Source organism: Streptomyces sp. NPDC002306 (genome assembly GCF_053593435.1).
In genome coordinates this window covers 405,430-422,479 of the sequence record NZ_JBSFCK010000006.1, presented here as the reverse complement: position 1 = coordinate 422,479, position 17,050 = coordinate 405,430, and the positions used below count along the sequence as shown (strand labels likewise).

The 17,050-nt window shown below is 71.5% G+C and carries 11 protein-coding genes and 1 pseudogene; 2 read left to right on the top strand and 10 right to left on the bottom strand.

The window, feature by feature from the left end; genetic code table 11:
* Positions 1–176: 176 nt before the first annotated feature.
* The 8 genes and pseudogenes from ACWCQK_RS15825 to xylB all read right to left on the bottom strand — a co-directional run.
* Positions 177–305, bottom strand: a pseudogene (locus ACWCQK_RS15825) (aldehyde dehydrogenase family protein); the annotation flags it as partial.
* 196 nt (positions 306–501) lie between these two features.
* Positions 502–2,025, bottom strand: a complete 1,524-nt coding sequence (exaC, locus tag ACWCQK_RS15820) for an acetaldehyde dehydrogenase ExaC (protein ID WP_451155695.1) — start codon at positions 2,023–2,025, stop codon at positions 502–504.
* A 106-nt stretch (positions 2,026–2,131) separates the two neighbouring features.
* Entirely contained in the window at positions 2,132–3,448 is a 1,317-nt protein-coding gene (locus ACWCQK_RS15815; RefSeq protein ID WP_451155694.1) for a GAF domain-containing protein, read from the bottom strand.
* A 340-nt stretch (positions 3,449–3,788) separates the two neighbouring features.
* The gene (locus ACWCQK_RS15810; protein ID WP_451155693.1) at positions 3,789–4,388 is read right to left on the bottom strand and encodes an N-acetylmuramoyl-L-alanine amidase; all 600 of its coding nucleotides are present in this window, start codon (positions 4,386–4,388) and stop codon (positions 3,789–3,791) included.
* Positions 4,389–4,451: 63 nt separating this feature from the next.
* Positions 4,452–5,465, bottom strand: coding sequence for an acetamidase/formamidase family protein (locus ACWCQK_RS15805; protein ID WP_451155692.1), 1,014 nt, complete (start codon positions 5,463–5,465; stop codon positions 4,452–4,454).
* The gene (locus ACWCQK_RS15800) at positions 5,462–6,955 is read right to left on the bottom strand and encodes an APC family permease (protein WP_451155691.1); all 1,494 of its coding nucleotides are present in this window, start codon (positions 6,953–6,955) and stop codon (positions 5,462–5,464) included. Before ACWCQK_RS15800 ends, ACWCQK_RS15805 begins: the two co-directional genes overlap by 4 nt.
* A gap of 432 nt (positions 6,956–7,387) precedes the next feature.
* Positions 7,388–8,596, bottom strand: a complete 1,209-nt coding sequence (locus ACWCQK_RS15795) for an ROK family protein (protein ID WP_451155690.1) — start codon at positions 8,594–8,596, stop codon at positions 7,388–7,390.
* Positions 8,597–8,723: 127 nt separating this feature from the next.
* On the bottom strand, positions 8,724–10,169 hold the full coding sequence (xylB, locus tag ACWCQK_RS15790; protein ID WP_451155689.1) for a xylulokinase: 1,446 nt from the start codon (positions 10,167–10,169) through the stop codon (positions 8,724–8,726).
* 182 nt (positions 10,170–10,351) lie between these two features.
* On the opposite strand from xylB, the gene xylA reads away from it, so the two are divergent.
* Positions 10,352–11,518: a xylose isomerase gene (xylA, locus tag ACWCQK_RS15785; protein ID WP_451155688.1), complete on the top strand. Its 1,167-nt coding sequence runs from the start codon at positions 10,352–10,354 to the stop codon at positions 11,516–11,518.
* Positions 11,519–12,337: 819 nt separating this feature from the next.
* Here the strand turns inward: xylA and ACWCQK_RS15780 are convergent.
* Together ACWCQK_RS15780 and ACWCQK_RS15775 are read right to left on the bottom strand one after the other, a co-directional pair.
* A complete protein-coding gene (locus ACWCQK_RS15780; protein WP_451155687.1) occupies positions 12,338–13,693 on the bottom strand; it encodes an SWIM zinc finger family protein in 1,356 nt (451 codons plus the stop codon).
* Positions 13,690–16,551, bottom strand: coding sequence for an SNF2-related protein (locus ACWCQK_RS15775; RefSeq protein ID WP_451155686.1), 2,862 nt, complete (start codon positions 16,549–16,551; stop codon positions 13,690–13,692). Before ACWCQK_RS15775 ends, ACWCQK_RS15780 begins: the two co-directional genes overlap by 4 nt.
* Positions 16,552–16,821: 270 nt before the next feature.
* Between ACWCQK_RS15775 and ACWCQK_RS15770 the strand changes: the two genes are divergently transcribed.
* Positions 16,822–17,004 (top strand): hypothetical protein, encoded by a 183-nt coding sequence (locus tag ACWCQK_RS15770; RefSeq protein WP_385772914.1) that lies wholly within the window; start codon positions 16,822–16,824, stop codon positions 17,002–17,004.
* The last annotated feature ends 46 nt before the right edge of the window (positions 17,005–17,050 follow it).

The window sequence follows — 17,050 nt, the reverse complement described above, 5'->3', positions numbered from 1 at the left end:
GCTCGCCGGACCACTCGCCGAACTCCTGAGTCCTCCACCCACCAACCGCCGGGAACCGGTGTGAGCGTGCAGGTCGCGTGGAAACGGGACGCCCTCGGCGGGGAAGTCGCCTGGCAAGGAGCGGCAGAAAGGCGCCTGACGGGGGAGAGCCCGGTTCAGGCGCCTTTTCCGCGCCTCTAGAAGAAGCCCAGCTTCTGCGGCGAGTACGACACCAGCAGGTTCTTCGTCTGCTGGTAGTGCTCCAGCATCATCTTGTGGGTCTCGCGGCCGATGCCGGACTGCTTGTAGCCGCCGAAGGCGGCGTGTCCGAGCTTCTATCCAGCTCCGTACGTGACCGAGTCACGTACGAGGTTCTACTCAGCTCCGTACGCGGCGCAGGCACATCTGAGGTGCTGTGCGAGGCCGCATACGGCGCAGTTTGGAGATCACCAGAGATGTACAGTCCCCAGTCGATCGGATGGCGTCGACAGGGAAGGCTTCGGCGTCAACTACCGGAGATCTTTAGAAGAAGCCGAGCTTCTTCGGCGAGTAGCTGACAAGCAGATTTTTCGTCCACTGATAGTGGTCCAACACCATGCGGTGGTTCTCGCGGCCGATTCCAGACTGCTTCGTGCCGCCGAACGCTGCATGCGCGGGGTAGGCGTGGTAGCAGTTCGTCCAGACGCGCCCCGCCTGGATCGCCCGGCCCGCGCGGTACGCCGTGTTGATGTCACGCGTCCACACGCCCGCTCCGAGGCCGTACAGCGTGTCATTGGCGATCTTGATGGCGTCGTCGAAGTCGTCGAACGAGGCCACGGACACCACCGGTCCGAAGATCTCCTCCTGGAAGACCCGCATACGGTTGTCGCCCTCGAAGATCGTCGGGCGGACGTAGTAACCGCCCTTCAGCTCTCCGTCGTACTCCGCGCGTTCGCCGCCGGTGAGGATCTTCGCGCCTTCTTCCCGGCCGATGTCGATGTACGAGAGGATCTTGGCGAGCTGGTCGCTGGACGCCTGGGCGCCGATCATCGTGTCCGTGTCCAGGGGGTGCCCCGGCTTGATCAGCTCGGTGCGGGCGACGGCGGCCGCCAGGAAGTCGCTGTAGTTGCCGCGCTGGATCAGCCCGCGTGAGGGGCAGGTGCACACCTCGCCCTGGTTCAGCGCGAACATGGTGAAGCCCTCGAGCGCCTTGTCCCGCAGCGCGTCGTCCTTCTCCCACACGTCGTCGAAGAAGATGTTGGGCGACTTGCCGCCGAGCTCCAGCGTGACGGGCTTGAGGTTCTCCGAGGCGTACTGCAGGATCAACCGCCCCGTCGAGGTCTCTCCCGTGAAGGCGATCTTCGCCACGCGCGGGCTGGACGCGAGGGGTTTGCCCGCTTCCTCACCGAAGCCGTTGACGATGTTCACCACACCCGGCGGCAGCAGGTCCGCGATGAGGCTCATCCAGTAGTGGATGGAGACCGGCGTCTGCTCGGCGGGCTTGAGGACGATCGCGTTGCCCGCCGCCAGCGCCGGGGCGAGCTTCCAGGTGGCCATCAGGATCGGGAAGTTCCACGGGATGATCTGCGCAACGACCCCGAGCGGCTCGTGGAAGTGGTACGCCACCGTGTCGTCGTCGACCTCGCTGAGCGCCCCTTCCTGGGCGCGGATCGCGCCGGCGAAGTAGCGGAAGTGGTCGATGGCCAGCGGGATGTCGGCCGCCAGCGTCTCCCGGACCGGCTTGCCGTTCTCCCAGCTCTCGGCGACCGCCAGCGCCTCCAGGTTCGCCTCCATACGGTCGGCGATCTTGAGCAGCACGTCGGAGCGCTCGGTCGCCGACTTCCTGCCCCAGGCCGGCGCGGCCGCGTGGGCCGCGTCGAGCGCCCGCTCCACGTCCTCCGCCGTGCCGCGCGCGACCTCGGCGAACGGCTCCCCGTTCACCGGACTCGGGTTGTCGAAGTACTGCCCACGGGCCGGTGGTACGTACTCGCCGCCGATGAAGTGGTCGTAGCGTGCCTGGTAGGAGACGATCGCGCCTTCGGTGCCGGGGGCCGCGTAACGGGTCATGCTGGCCTGCCTCCTTCAGAAGCGCCGCCCGCCGTTGGGCAGCTCTCGCTGCCACGCTAGGGACGCGGACGTTGCGACCACGTTGCGAGAGGCCGCCGGACCGCGCTCAGTGACCTGGCCGCCGGATCGTCGGCCGGATCGACGACCGGGCGGACGGCCGGATCGACGGGGGGACCGGCGCCGTCAGCTCGGTCTCCAACGCCGCGAGCCGTGCCCGTACCGTCGGTGTCGGCCGTACCGTCGCGAGTGCCCGCCATGCGTCCAGGTCCTCCTCGCCCCAGGGCGCGTGGACCCAGTCCGCCAGCAGATCAGGGTCGCGGCGGGCGATCAGCGCCGCCCGCAGTCCGTCCGCGACGCGTCGCCTGAGGTGCACCACGGCCGGAGCCTGGGAACAGGGCAGCAGCGGTCCGGTGTACGCCGCCGCGGCCGCCGTGATCGCCCCCGTCTCCAGGTGTCGTTCGACGGCGGCGACGTCGGACTCGACCGGGACCGTCAGCCGGTAGGGACGCGAGGCCAGCAGCCCGGGACCGAGCAGTCCGCGCAGCCGCGCCAGCTCGGCCCGTAGCGTCACCGGCGTCACCGACTCGTCCTCGTACAACGCGCACAGCAACTCGTCGCCGGTCAGTCCCTCCGGGTGCCGGGCGAGCAGCACCAGGAGCTCGCTGTGCCTGCGGCTGAGCCGCACCTTGCGGCCGCCGGCGAACAACCGTGCCTCGTCGCAGCCCAGCGCGGTCAGTTCCGCCGTGTCCTCGGCGGGATGCTCGGGGGTCAGCAGCGCGAGATGGGACTCGGCGGCGCGGGCGACGGCCTGGACGAACCCGAGACTGTGCGGATGCGCGAGGCCGTCCCCGCCGGTGATGTCCACGGCACCGAGCACGCGCCCGGTGCGCGGATCGTGCACCGGCGCCGCCGCACAGGTCCAGGGCTGCACCCGCCGGATGAAGTGCTCGGCCGCGAAGACCTGCACCGGTCGGTTCACGGCGACCGCCGTGCCCGGCGCGTTCGTCCCGACCGCCGACTCCGCCCATCTGGCGCCCGGGACGAAGTTCATCAGCTGCGCCTTGTGCCGGGTCGCCGCATGGCCCTCGACCCAGAGCAGTCTGCCGTGCGCGTCGCACACCGCCAGCAGATGCTCGCCGTCGGCGGCGAACGTGCCCATCAGTTCACGGAACAACGGCATCACCCGCGCCAACGGATGCTCCGCGCGGTAGGCGCCGAGTTCGCCGTCCATGAGCTCCACGCTCGCGGTGCCGTCTGGCCCGACCCCGGCCCGTGCGGAACGCCTCCACGAGTCCGCCACCACGGCGCGCACCGGCCGCGGCACCGTGCCCGCCTTGGTGAACGTGTCGTGCGCGCGGCGCAGGAGCTTCGTGCGTTCGGCGGGGTCGGCCCCCGGCTCCAGGGCCACCCAGGGATCGGTCAACTCGGCCTCCCGGAAGGTGATGTGACTGAGCCGTCGCGACCGAGTCACCGAGACCGGTCCGTCGCGACCGAGGCAACGCGGCGCGGGGGTGCGAACGGGCGAGTGGCTCAGGCGGTGAGGCTCAGGTGATGGGACTCGAACGGTGCGACTCAGGTAGTGCGGTTCAAGTGGTGCGACTCAGATAATGCGGCTCAGGCAACGCGGCTGAGGACATCGTCACTCCGGGTCCGCGCGCCGACAACCGTTTCGACCACGCTCACCCGAACGACACCGGCACGGGCAGGGTGCGGTCGCGGTCGGACAGGCAGGTTCGGCAGGTTCGGGAGGTTCGGCACGTCGGTCAGGCGAAATTCACGAGCCTGATGTAGCGGACCCAGTCCCAGTTCGGTCCGGGGTCGGTGTGGTCCGTGCCCGGTACCTCGAAGTGTCCGCGTATGTGCGCACGGTCCTTCGGGATGGCGTACTTGGCGCAGATCGCCGCCGTGAGCCTGGCCGACTGCTCGTACAGGGCGTCGGTGAAGTAGCCGGGCTGATCCACCCAGCCCTCGTGCTCGATGCCGATGCTGCGTGTGTTGTAACCCCAGTTCCCCGCGTGCCAGGCGACGTCCCTTTCGCGGACGCACTGGGCGACGTGCCCGTCGGCGGAGCGGACGACGTAGTGCGCGGAGACCCGCTTCGCCGGGTTCTGGAAGATGGCGATCGTGTCGGAATAGGTCTCCTGGGTGACGTGGATGATCACGCGATCGACGGCGTACGTCGTGGGGCGGTTCGAGACCGTGTGGTTGGAGGAGCTCGCCGGCCGCCATTCGGCCAGTGGATAGTCGACCGCCTGGGCCTGGGCACCGGCTCGCGTGCCGGGGAGCAGCGCGTACGGGACGGCCGCGAGTGCCGCTCCCTTGAGGAGCCGTCGCCTGCTGGGCAGTGGTCTCGCCCGTTCCATGTGTGATCTCCTTTCGGCTTGCTGCGCGGGGGTGGGGGAGGAGCTGCCGGTGGGGCAGTGCGGTCAGAGCCGGAGGCCCGACGCGGTGTCACGCAGACGCGCGTGCAGTCCGCGGTGCGTCTCGTGCGCCGGAAGCCAGGCCTTGCGCAGCTTCGCCACGCATGTGTAGTTGGTGTCGCACACGTTGGCCAACGGCGACTCGACGGCCTGGGTGGCGAACTGGTACGCGTCCAGTTCACTGAACCCGTAGTCCCGCACCAGCCACTGCACCAGGTCGAGCTGGGAGATCCGGAACGCGTCCTCCAGCGGCCGCGCCGAGCCGGTGGAGATGATGTGCGTGTCCGACTCGATGCGCGGCCACGGCGTGGCGATCCCCTTCAGCAACTCCACGATCACCACGGTGTTCATCGCGCATTCCACGGCGACACCGCAGGTCTCTCCCTCCCCTTGACGCGCATGCCCGTCCCCGAGGCTGAGCAGCGCGCCCTCGACGTTCACCCCTAGGTAGCAGGTGACGCCCGCCCGCATCTCCGGGGTGTCCATGTTGCCGCCGTGCGCGTCGGGTACCAGCGCGGAGCGCACCTCCAGGTTGGCGGGAGCCACTCCCACCGTCCCGTGCATCGGGTCGAGGGGCAGCTCGACCTCGATGTCGCTGTCGTGCGCCCGGAACAGCGCCGTTCCGCGCGAGCGGTCCAGCTGCCAGATCCAGACGGTCTCAGGCAACGGGCGCTGAAGCGTGGCCGTGGTGTGCGTCGAGGTCAGCGCGCCGAACAGCGGGACCGTGGTCGAGGCCGCCCAGTCCCGGGCGGGTTCAATCGACACGAAGTGCACGGCGACCGTGTCCCCCGGTTCCGCCCCCTCCACATGGAAGGGGCCCGTCTGCGGGTTGAGGAACGGGAACTCGCACACCTCGGACACCAGGTCCTTCTCGGACCGCACCCGTCCGCCGAAGCAGTCCTCCGTGTACAGGTCGAGGACTGTTCCGGGCGCGATACGGGCCACCGGCGGCGCCCCGCCGAACGTCCAGGCGTATTCGCCCGGTCCGGGCCGCACGGTCAGGATCCGGTGGTCGCTCATCGCTGCACTGCTCCGTTCTGCGGAAGGACGGCGGACTCGGTCTCGTCGAGGTGGACACGGGCGGTCTCGGCTATGCGCTCGGGATGGCGCCGCAGGAGAACGAGCAGCACGACGACCCCGGCCGCCATCCAGCCGCCGACGACGGGTCCCGCGTACGACACCGGGGCGGTCAGCTCGGTCACGAAGTCGAAGACCGGCAGGCCCGCGGCGGTGAGCAGCGCCGGGACGAACGCGACGATGCCGAGAAGCGGGAACACGACGTGCCGTACGGGCTTCAGCACGGGGCGTCCGCGCCGCAGGAAATAGCCGGCACAGGCGAGGTTCACCACGACGTACACACCGATGACGACCGTGACGATCACCGTGGCCAGCAGCAGGAACGCGGTCACGGGGTCGTAGGCGAATCCCAGCCCCAGCACGGCGCCGACCGCGACGACCGCCTGCACGACGATGCCGGCGACGGGGGAGCGGTGCCGGGGGTGCAGTGTGGCGAGGACGCGGGGGAGAACGCGGATGCGGGCCAGCGCGAACGCGGTGCGCGTGGAGACGTTGGCGCAGGCGTTGGCGTTGGCGATCGTGGAGTTGACCACGGCGAGGAACACCAGGACCCAGAACAGTCCGAACGACGCCCGGGCCACCCCTTCCCAGGACGCGGCACCGGAGGCGCCGAACTCGCCGAGACGGTCGGGGCCGAAGTACACCGTCATGGCGTAGGTGGTGACCACGTAGAACAGCCCGATCGCCAAGGCGGCGCCGAGCACCGCGCGGTGCATCGTACGGCGTGGGTCCCGCGTCTCCTCGGCCAGTGGTGCCGCCGCCTCGAACCCGGCGAAGGCCAGGACCGTGTAGACCGAACCGGCGAACACCCCGCCCACGCCGCCGTAGCCGTCCGCCGTGTGGGAGGTGCCGAACACCGACAGCGTGTTGTCCGAGCCGGCCTTGCCGATCAGCCAGACGGCGAAGACCAGGAAGACCAGGACCTCGAACACGCCGAGGACCGTGCCGAAGCGGGCCGACGTGCGCACTCCCAGATACCCGGTCACCGTGATGACGGCGGCGCCGGCGAGCGACCACGGCCACCAGAGGTCGGCCGGGTACGAGGACCACTCCTGGTGCAGTGTGCCGGCCGTGGTGAAGCCGAGCTGGAGCAGCAGCAACGGCGGGACGAGGGTCTCGACGAACACATAGCCCCAGCCGACCAGGAAGCCGACGGCCGGGTGCAGACCCTGTGCCGCATAGGTGGCCACCGATCCCGCGGCCGGTAACTCCCGTGCCAATTCCGCCACACAGGACGCCGTGAACAGACAGGCCACCAACGCGATCAGGACGGACAGCGGCAGGCTGCCGCCCGCGAAGGCGGCTCCGGACGGAATGGACGCGGCGACCGCCGCGGCCGGCGCCATGGCCGTGACGCTCTGGAACAGGACCTCACGTAGACCGACGGCGTCGCGCCGCAGTCCGACAGCCGCTTTCCGTGGCGTTTCCGCCACTGTTTCCCCTGCTGCTTCCCCCGCCATGTGAATCCCCTCGTTCACCCGATACGTCGGCTCTCGTCACCTCACGACGGCTGCGCCTCGCATGAATCACGGTACGGCGCCCGCGGGTTGGGCAGAAGGGGGCTGCGGGGTTCCGTGGACGGCCGAGGCGTTGTGGATAACTCCGCAGCTCGAACGGGTGATTCCGGTTCCGTGCGGGCGGGACGCCGCCGCTTGCGGACGGCCGGGCGGGCGGCCGACCCGAGTGGACCACCGGGGGAGGGGCCGAGTTTCAGCCTGGCGTCTGGTGACGGCGACGAAGCTCACCCGAAGGTCCGTCGACAGCTTTGAGGATCAGCCCTGCCTCCGGAGGCGGTGACGAGGTCCGGCCCAGCGTCCGCCGACTGCTCTGAAGCTCAGCCCCGCGTCCGGGGCCCGTAACGAGACTCAGCCCCGCTTCGCCACCGCCGCGGGATCGTCCAGGACCATCCGCACCACCGAGTGGGCCGCCCCCAGCAGAGGGCCCTCGGATCCCAGGCGTGACACGGCCACGGGACACGCGGGTCCCGCCGTGCGCCGGGCCAACTCCTCCCGCAGGGACGGCAACAGCCAGGGTGCGAGACCGGAGAGCGCGCCCCCGAGCACGACACTCTCGGGGTCGAGGAGGTTCACCGCCCCGGTCAGCGCGACACCGAACGCCGTTCCCGCCTCGCGCAGTGCCCGCCGTACGGCCTCGTCGCCTTCCGCGGCGCGCCCCGCGAGCAGCCCGACGCGGTCCTCGCCGGGCTCCAGACCGGCCGCGCGCAGCACCGCTTCCTCACCGGCGTACTGCTCCAGGCATCCGCGCCCGCCGCACGCGCATTCCGGCCCGTCCGGTTGCACGGGAACATGTCCCAACTCGCCCGCGAAGCCCCGGGTTCCACGCAGCAGCCGACCGTCCACCACGACCGCCGCGCCGATACCGATCTCGGCCGAGACATGGAGGAAGTCGCGCGGGGTGCCTTCGCCGAGCCAGAGTTCGGCGAGGCCGCCGAAGTTGGCCTCGTTGTCCACGGTCAGCGGCAATTCCGCGGGGAGCAGCGCGCCGAGGTCCAGATCGTGCCAGTCGAGGTTCGGGGCGCGGACGACGGTCCGCGCGTCGGGGGCGACCAGGCCGGGCACGGCCACCGCCAACCCCGCCGGCCACAGACCCGCGCGTTCCGCCTCGGCGACGACGCCGCGTATCAGAGAGGTGAGTTCCTCGATCACCGGCTCGGGGGAGCGGCCGCGGTTCGTGCCGTGCCGCACGGCCCTCGCCCGGACCTCGCCGCGCAGGTCGATCGCGCAGACCGCGAGATGGTCGACGCCTACCTCGGCGCCGATCCCGGCGGGGCCGTGCCCGCTGACCGCCAGCGCCGATCCCGGCCGGCCGACCCGTCCTGGCCGCTCGGGGCCCAGTTCCTCCAGCAGACCGGAGCGTATGAGCTCGTCGACGAGGGTCGACACCGCCGCCCGGGTCAGACCGATGCGCGAGGCGACCCCGGCACGGGAGAGCGGGCCCTCGGCGCCGACCGTGTGCATCACGCGCGCGAGATTGCGCCGGCGCATGCCTTGCTGGGTGTCGGGCAGCGCTCGCCCGGGACCGGTCGGGTGTCCCTCGTGCAGTGGTGCCGTCATGCCCACGGTCAGTCCTCGGTCGATGTCCTTCAGAAGCCGTCCTTCAGACGATGTCCGTCAAAAGATGTCCCTGAGGTGATGCCCTTCGGAGGGCGTCCCTCAGGGAGCGTCCTTCGTCGGTCGTGCCTCAGGGGGCGTTCGTCCCCCGCTCCAGCAGCGGGGCCGCGTCGGAGAGTACCCCGGTGATCCTCGCCAGTGTCTCCTCGTCCCGCTCCACCGCTTCCAGCACCGGCCCCTGAGCCGTGTTCCAGCGCCGGGCGACCGCGCCGGGGTCCTCCCCGGTCAGCAGGCCGGCGGCCTGGGCCGCGGCACCGAGTGCGACCAGTTCCCTGGCCTCGGGGATCTGGACGGGCCGCCCCGACAGCCGACGTACGGTCTCCTGCCAGGCCGTTCCCCGGGCGCCGCCGCCGATCAGCAGCAGCGGGGCCGTGCGGTCCGTGTCCTCGTCGAGCACCAGGTCGAGCGCCCCCAGCAAGGAGTGGACGGCGCCGTCGTAGGCGGCCTGGAGGAGCTGGCCGGCGGTCGTGTCGTGGCGCAGGCCGTGCAGGAGTCCCGAGGCGTTCGGCAGGTTCGGGGTGCGCTCACCGTCCAGGTAGGGCAGGAGCGTGACGCCGGTCGTCGGCTCCACCGCCTCGCGGCCGAGGCCGAGCAGGGCGGCGAGGCGGTCGACGGCGAGCGTGCAGTTGAGCGTGCAGGCCAGCGGCAGCCAGTCCCCGTGCGCGTCGGCGAAGCCCGCCACCGTCCCGGTCGGGTCCGCGGGGCGCCGCTCGGACACCGCGTACACCGTGCCTGACGTGCCGAGACTCAGCACCGGCGTCCCGGGCCGCAGCCCGAGCCCCAGCGCGGCGGCCGCGTTGTCGCCGGTGCCGGGGGCGACCAGGGTGCCCTTGGAGAAGGGCAGGTCATGGCCGTCGCGAACGGTCCCGGCCACCTCCCCGGGCCGGACCACGCGCGGCAGGAGGGCGGCGTCGAGTCCCACATGGGCGAGGATCTCCTCGTCGTACGCCTCGGTCCCGGAGGACCACCAGCCGGTGCCGGAGGCGTCCCCGCGGTCCGTCGTGCCCTGACCCGTGAGGCGCTCGGTGAGGTAGTCGTGGGGGAGGCGTACGGCCTTGGTGGCGCGGACCGCCTCCGGTTCGTGCTCGGCCAGCCAGGCCCACTTCGTCACCGTGAACGAGGCTCCGGGCACGCTGCCCGTGCGGTCCGCCCAGGCCTTCGGCCCGCCCAGTTCCTCGACGAGCCGTCGGGCCTGCGGCGCCGAGCGGACGTCGTTCCACAGCAGGGCCGGGCGCACCGGCTCGCCCCGGTCGTCGAGGGTGACCAGCCCGTGCTGCTGCCCGCCGATCGACACCGCCGCGGCCTCGTGGGCCGCGTCACCGCACTGGCGCAGGGCCTCGCCCAGGGCGTCCCACCACTGACGGGGGTCGCTCTCACGACCCGCCCCGGAGGAGACGGTGTGCGGTGCCTGGCCGCTCGCGACGACCTGTCCGGTGGCCGCGTCGACGACGAGCACCTTGGTGGACTGGGTGGACGTGTCCACGCCGACGACGAGCGGACCCTCGGCTGCTGACATCGGGCTCTCCCTGCTTTTTTCCGCGGCTCCGCGGTATCTGACCTGCTGTTTTCCCGGTTTTCGGGGGTGAGGCGACCTGGATCTCACTCTCCGGGGACACCTTGTCCCTTCCCAGGGATGCGTTGGCATACTAATTTGTAAACGGCCATGACGAAATAGTTCAGCAAGCAAGGAGCCGCGGCATGAGCTACCAGCCCACCCCCGATGACAGGTTCACCTTCGGTCTGTGGACCGTCGGCTGGCAGGGACGGGACCCGTTCGGCGACGCCACCCGCCGTGCCCTCGACCCGGTCGAGACCGTGCAGCGCCTGGCCGAGCTCGGCGCCCACGGAGTGACCTTCCACGACGACGACCTGATCCCCTTCGGTTCTTCGGACACCGAGCGCGAGTCGCACATCAAGCGCTTCCGCCAGGCGTTGGACGCGACCGGCATGACCGTGCCGATGGCCACGACCAACCTCTTCACGCACCCGGTCTTCAAGGACGGCGCGTTCACCGCCAACGACCGCGACGTGCGTCGTTACGCCCTGCGCAAGACGATCCGCAACATCGACCTCGCCGTCGAGCTCGGCGCGCAGACGTATGTCGCCTGGGGCGGCCGCGAGGGCGCCGAGTCCGGCGGAGCCAAGGACGTGCGCGTCGCGCTCGACCGGATGAAGGAGGGCTTCGACCTCCTCGGCGAGTACGTCACCTCCCAGGGCTACGACCTGCGCTTCGCGATCGAGCCCAAGCCGAACGAGCCCCGCGGCGACATCCTGCTGCCCACCGTCGGCCACGCCCTGGCCTTCATCGAGCGCCTGGAGCGCCCGGAGCTGTACGGCGTCAACCCCGAAGTCGGCCACGAGCAGATGGCCGGGCTGAACTTCCCGCACGGCATCGCCCAGGCCCTGTGGGCGGGCAAGCTCTTCCACATCGACCTCAACGGCCAGTCCGGCATCAAGTACGACCAGGACCTGCGCTTCGGCGCCGGTGACCTGCGTGCCGCCTTCTGGCTGGTCGACCTCCTGGAGACCGCCGGCTACGAAGGCCCCAAGCACTTCGACTTCAAGCCGCCGCGGACCGAGGACCTCGACGGTGTGTGGGCGTCGGCCGAGGGCTGCATGCGCAACTACCTGATCCTCAAGGAGCGCGCGACCGCGTTCCGCGCGGACCCGGAGGTTCAGGAAGCCCTGCGCGCTTCCCGCCTGGACGAGCTGGCGCAGCCCACGGCGGCGGACGGCCTGGAGGCGCTGCTCGCCGACCGCACCGCGTTCGAGGAGTTCGACGTCGAGGCGGCGGCCGCCCGCGGGATGGCCTTCGAGCGTCTCGACCAGCTGGCCATGGACCACCTGCTGGGCGCGCGAGGCTGAGTGCACGCGCGCGTGGACGTACGCGGGCCCACATGAGTGGGCCCAGGCGCGTGCGTCCACGCGACTTCGCCGTGACGGTACGCGGCCCGCGCGCGGAATGACACGGAATCATGTGGTCCACGCCATGAGTCCGTGTCAACTTCCGTGCGGGGGTCGCGCCATGGGCGGGCCGGCGGGAACCTGGACGGTATGTCGATGCCACCCGTACCGCCCCACCCGCCCGGTCCGCCAGGTGACATCCCGCCGCAGGGCGGTGGATTCGGACCTCCTCCAGGACACTCCGGCCCCGATGACGGAGCGGGAGGGGGCTACGGCTCCGGAGGGGATCCCGGCTCGGGAGGGAGCTACGGCTCTGGTGGCGGCTACGGCTCCGGGGGCGGCTATGGCTCCGGAGGTGGCTACGGCCCCTCTCCCGACGGTGACCGTGGCCCGGGGCGGCGTCGCAACCCCCTGATCCTCCTGCTCGCGGCGATCGTGGCCGTGGGAGTCGTCGTCGCCGTGGTGGTGCTGATGACCTCAGGTGACGACGACTCACCGGACCGCAAACCCCCCGCCGAGAGCGGTGCGAGCACCGGTGCCTCGCCCGAGCCGTCCTTCAGCATCCCGACCGAGCTGCCCAGTCGGCTTCCCTCTCTGCCCTCGCAGTTCCCCAGCGGACTCCCCACGGAACTTCCCAGCGATCTCTTCAGTGACCTTCCGAGCGGCGTACCCAGCGACTTGACGTCGTTGCTCCCGTCTCTGGAGCCCTAGCAGGCCGGGCGGTTGCCGTACGAAAGCCGCGCGTAGGGCACTTGTGAGAGCCCCATTCCACTGACATTCCTACTCGCCGAGTTCGCGGAATTCGCCGAGTCCGCCGAGTCCGCCGAAGACGTCGGGATCGTCCGGATCGGACAGCGCGGAGGCGAGCGCCGTCGCGGGATCCCGGGCCGGCTCCCCCGCCGGCACCCACCGGGTGCCGGCCTTCCGGTACGGCCACCACCGGCCGTCGCGGCCCAGACGCACCTGTCCTGGCGTGCCCACGGCCGTCCACCGGTTGCCCCTCGCGCGCAGGGTCGGCCGCTCGTCCTCCTCCCAGGCCGATTCCAGGGCCGCACGCGCGCGTACGCGTGACTCACCCTCGACCGTCCACTGCTCCTCGAGCATGGACAGGCCCGTCGGGCCGTCCTGTCGCCAGGCCCCTACGGCCAGGGCCAGTTCGGCACGACTGCGGCCCGAGCCCTCGGCGAGCCGGTCGGACAGGCGGATGTCCGGGCTGCCCGCCGAGGCCAGCCGGACCGCGTCCTGGCTCAGCGTCAGGTCCGCTCCGCGCACGCTCACTCCCGGCACGCTCGCTTCGGCGTCGGGCCCCGCGCCCGGGCCGACCCCGTCGCGCAGTACCTCGGCGAGCAGGCGGTGGGCCTCCTCGGCGGTCCGGGCGACCAGGAACTCCAGTGCGGTCGGGTCGACCCCGGGCGCGGGTGGCGTCCCGGTGTCCAGCGACGGTGGCCTGCCGGGCTTTTCGGGGAGAGCGGGCGGATCGGGGAGCGGCGGCAGGACGCCGCCCGCCGCGTACGCCTCCAGGGCATCCACTCCCTCGGGCCGCGGCGGCGTGTCCGCGGGCGTGGTCGCGCGGGTCCGGAGGTCGGCCAGCAGGGCACGTTCTCCGCGTCCCCGTACCAGGAGCAGGAGGAAGGGGTCCTGGTCGAGCAGACGCGCCACCTGGTGGCAGAGCGCCGCCGTGTGCCCGCAGTGGTCCCAGGCCCCGCAGTCGCACTCGGGCTCCAGATCGCCCGTTCCGGGCAACAGATCGACACCTGCTGCCGCCGCGTCCTCGACCAGGTGCCGCGGCATCTCCCGGTCGAACAGCGCCGCCACGTGCCCGGACCGCTCGACGGCGAGGTCCAGGAAACGGTCCCAACGATCGTCCGGCAGCGCCTCCAGCAGGACGTCGGCACGGTGCCGGGTACCGTCGCGGCCCTGGACGACCGCCGTGATGCGTCCAGGTCGCACCGACACCGCCCCGACGGCTCCCGCACGCGCGAGTCCGCGCCCCGTCCGCACCTGCTCGCCGTCGAGCGCCGTGTCCTCCAACGCCCGCAGCCAGGCCCGCCCCCACCACGTCCGAGCGAAACCCCTCCCGTTCACGGGCGGAAGCGCCGGGAACGTGTGCTCGGTGTCGTCCTCGTGCCGGTTCATCCCGCGCCTCCTCGCAGTTCGACCAGATCGGCCAACTCCTCGTCCGTCAGTTCCGTCAGCGCGGCCTCGCCGGAACCGAGCACCGCCTCGGCCAGCTCACGCTTGCGGTCCAGCATGTCGGCGATGCGGTCCTCGATGGTTCCTTCGGCGATGAGCCGGTGCACCTGCACGGGCCGGGTCTGGCCGATGCGGTACGCGCGGTCCGTCGCCTGCGCCTCGACGGCCGGGTTCCACCAGCGGTCGTAGTGCACGACGTGTTCCGCGCGCGTCAGGTTCAGCCCCGTGCCCGCGGCCTTCAACGACAGCAGGAAGACGGGCACTTCACCGTCCTGGAAGCGCCGCACCATCGCCTCGCGCTCGGGCACGGGCGTGCCGCCGTGCAGGAACTGCGTGGGCACACCACGGGACGCCAGGTGACGCTCGACGAGGCGCGCCATCCGGACGTACTGGGTGAAGACCAGAACGCTCGCCCCCTCGGAGAGGATGACGTCGAGGAGTTCGTCCAGGAGGTCCAGCTTCCCGGAGCGTCCGGGAATGCGCGGCCGCTCCTCCTTGAGGTACTGCGCGGGGTGGTTGCAGATCTGCTTCAGGCCGGTCAGCAACTTCACGATCAGCCCGCGCCGCGCCATGCTGTCGGTGCCGGAGATCTCCGCGAGCGTCTCCCGCACGACGGCCTCGTACAGGGCCGCCTGCTCGCTGGTGAGCGATACGGCGTGGTCGGTCTCGGTCTTGGGCGGCAGTTCGGGCGCGATCCCGGGGTCCGATTTGCGGCGGCGGAGCAGGAACGGGCCCACGAGCCGGGTGAGCCGTGCGGCGGCGGCCGGATCACGGCCGTCCTCGACCGCGTGCGCGTACTGCCTTCGGAACGTGCCGAGGCGGCCCAGGAGACCCGGTGTCGTCCAGTCGAGGATGGCCCACAGCTCCGACAGGTTGTTCTCCACCGGGGTTCCGGTGAGCGCCACACGCGCGCGTGCGTCGAGGGAGCGCAGCGCACGGGCTGTCGCCGAGTACGGGTTCTTCACGTGCTGGGCCTCGTCGGCGACGACCAGTCCCCAGGGAGGCTCGGCGAGCCGGGGGGCGTGGAGACGCATCGTGCCGTACGTCGTGAGGACGAACTCCCCGTCGGCCAGGGATTCCAGGCTGCGCCCGGGCCCGTGGAAGCGGCGCACGCGTGTGCCGGGCGCGAACTTCTCGATCTCGCGTTGCCAGTTGCCGAGCAGGGACGTCGGGCACACCACCAGGGTGGGGCCCGCGGTGGCCGGCTCGCTCTGCCGGTGCAGATGGAGGGCGATCAGAGTGATCGTCTTGCCCAGCCCCATGTCGTCGGCCAGACAACAGCCCAGGCCCAGGGAGGTCATGCGGGCCAGCCAGTTCAGGCCCCGCCGCTGGTAGTCCCGCAGCGTGGCGTGCAGGGCGGCGGGCCGCGCGACCGGTTCCTGTGTCTCCGGGTCCGCGAGCCGTTCCCGCAGGGCCGCCAGCCAGCCTGTCGGCTGGACGTCGACCCGGTGGCCGTCGACCTCGGCGGAGCCGGTCAGAGCGGCACTCAGCGCGTCGACCGCCGTGACCTTCCGGTCCTGTTGCGCGCGGGCACGGCACACCACCTGAGGGTCGATCAGGACCCACTGGTCGCGCAGTCGTACGACGGGACGGTCCGCCTCGGCGAGCCGGTCCAGTTCCTCACGGGTCAGGCGCCGCTCGCCCACCGCGAAGCGCCAGTCGAAGGCCAGCAGGGTGTCAGCCGAGAGGAAGGGCCGTGCGTTCGAGGACAGTCTGCCGGGACCCGTCTCGTCGTCCGGCGGGCCGACCACCACACGCGCGTGGAGATCGCGGGCCAGTTCCCTGGGCCAGTGCACGTCCACGCCTACGGCCGCGAGAGCCCGCGTGCCCTCGGCGAGCAGTTCGGTGACCTCCTCGTCGACGAGGTCGACGGACTCCGGCACGGTCGCGGACAGCAGGGGGGTGAGCGCGGGCCAGGCCCGGGCGGCGCTGCGGAGCGCCAGCAGCGCGTCGACGCGCGCGTGAGGACCGAGCGTGGTCGCGGCGCCCGATCCGGCCCACACCTGGGCGGCGTCGGCGACGAGCGCGGGATCGGTCAGGCTGTGCACCTGGGGCACAGCCCGGAACCGCGGCACGGACTCGTCGGGCGTCTCGTGCAGCAGGCCGGACACCTCGATCCGCAGCGAGATCCGTAGGCCGGTGTCATGTCCCGCGGCGACCTCGGAGGCCCACGGCCGCAGCTCCGGCAGACGCTGCGGCCGCTGCGCGGCGTAGAGCGGGCCGCCCGTCACGAGCGCGGCGGCGGGGGACCGGGGCAGTGTGTCGGCGACAGCGTCCAGGAAGGCGCGCAGCAGCCGCTCCGGGTGCGGCAGTCGCGGCGGCTCGGCGTCGCCCATCGGCACGGCGTGCGCCTCGGGCGGCATCGCGGCGGCGAGTCCGCGGATCCACTCGGTGTCCTCCGGTCCGAGCGGACCCACCCGCCAGGCGTCGTGGTCGCCCGGGGAGAGGCCGGGCAGGAGCAGCCCACGGGCGACGAGGTGCAGGGCCAGCACGGTCGACGCGCCCCAGAAAGCGGCGGCCCGATGGGCGTGTGCGAGGGCACGCGCCCGTGCGAGCACGGGCAGTGCCGTACGCACCGGCAGCAGGACGGCGGTCACGCCCACCGGTTCGGCGCCCGCGCCGCGCGGCAGTACGACGGTCAGGTCGGCCACGGCCCCCGATGGGACGGCGGGAGGAGCGTCGCCGTCGGGACGCCAGAAGGCGACGGTGCCGGTGCGGGCCGGATCGCCGGGCACGAACACGGCTGCGCAGTCGGCCAGTTCGGAGATCTCGGACGGTGTTGCCGTGGGAACCCTCTGCACAGCTGAACCGCACTCCTCAAATTTGACTACTTGGCTCGGAGTCGCCGAGGGTACAGCACGAGCGCGGTGAGGCCGACAGGGATCGAGGAGCGACCCGGGGCGCCGGGCGAACCGACCCCGGCTCGGTCCGCTCAGGTACGCGTAAGAACTTCTCAGGGGTGGGTAGGGGTCGGGACTCAGGGACGTCTCAGGGTCGTGTGCGGAACCGCGGGGAGCGCGGGCCCGTTTTCAGAACAGAGAGCGGCAGTGGCCGCGAAGGAGGCGACGCACATGTCGAAGAAGGCGAAGATCGCCGCGGGAGGGGTGGCGGCCGGACTCATCCTGCTGATCTGGCTGCCCTGGTGGGCCGCGCTCCTGATCGTCCTGGGAGTCCCCACGGCCGCGTATCTCGCGCTCGACCCCTCACAGCGGCGCAGGCTGCGTCGGGTCTCGCGCAAGGAGCTCGGGCGCTGAGAGTTCCGTCTGCCGCCCGCGGACCCGCCGAAGGCACGGTCCGCGG

Coding starts and splice junctions, on each gene's coding strand:
- exaC (WP_451155695.1), bottom strand. CDS start 2,025: ATGACCCGTTACGCGGCCCCCGGCACCGAAGGCGCGATCGTCTCCTAC.
- ACWCQK_RS15810 (WP_451155693.1), bottom strand. CDS start 4,388: ATGGAACGGGCGAGACCACTGCCCAGCAGGCGACGGCTCCTCAAGGGA.
- ACWCQK_RS15805 (WP_451155692.1), bottom strand. CDS start 5,465: ATGAGCGACCACCGGATCCTGACCGTGCGGCCCGGACCGGGCGAATAC.
- ACWCQK_RS15795 (WP_451155690.1), bottom strand. CDS start 8,596: ATGACGGCACCACTGCACGAGGGACACCCGACCGGTCCCGGGCGAGCG.
- xylB (WP_451155689.1), bottom strand. CDS start 10,169: ATGTCAGCAGCCGAGGGTCCGCTCGTCGTCGGCGTGGACACGTCCACC.
- xylA (WP_451155688.1), top strand. CDS start 10,352: ATGAGCTACCAGCCCACCCCCGATGACAGGTTCACCTTCGGTCTGTGG.
- ACWCQK_RS15780 (WP_451155687.1), bottom strand. CDS start 13,693: ATGAACCGGCACGAGGACGACACCGAGCACACGTTCCCGGCGCTTCCG.
- ACWCQK_RS15770 (WP_385772914.1), top strand. CDS start 16,822: ATGTCGAAGAAGGCGAAGATCGCCGCGGGAGGGGTGGCGGCCGGACTC.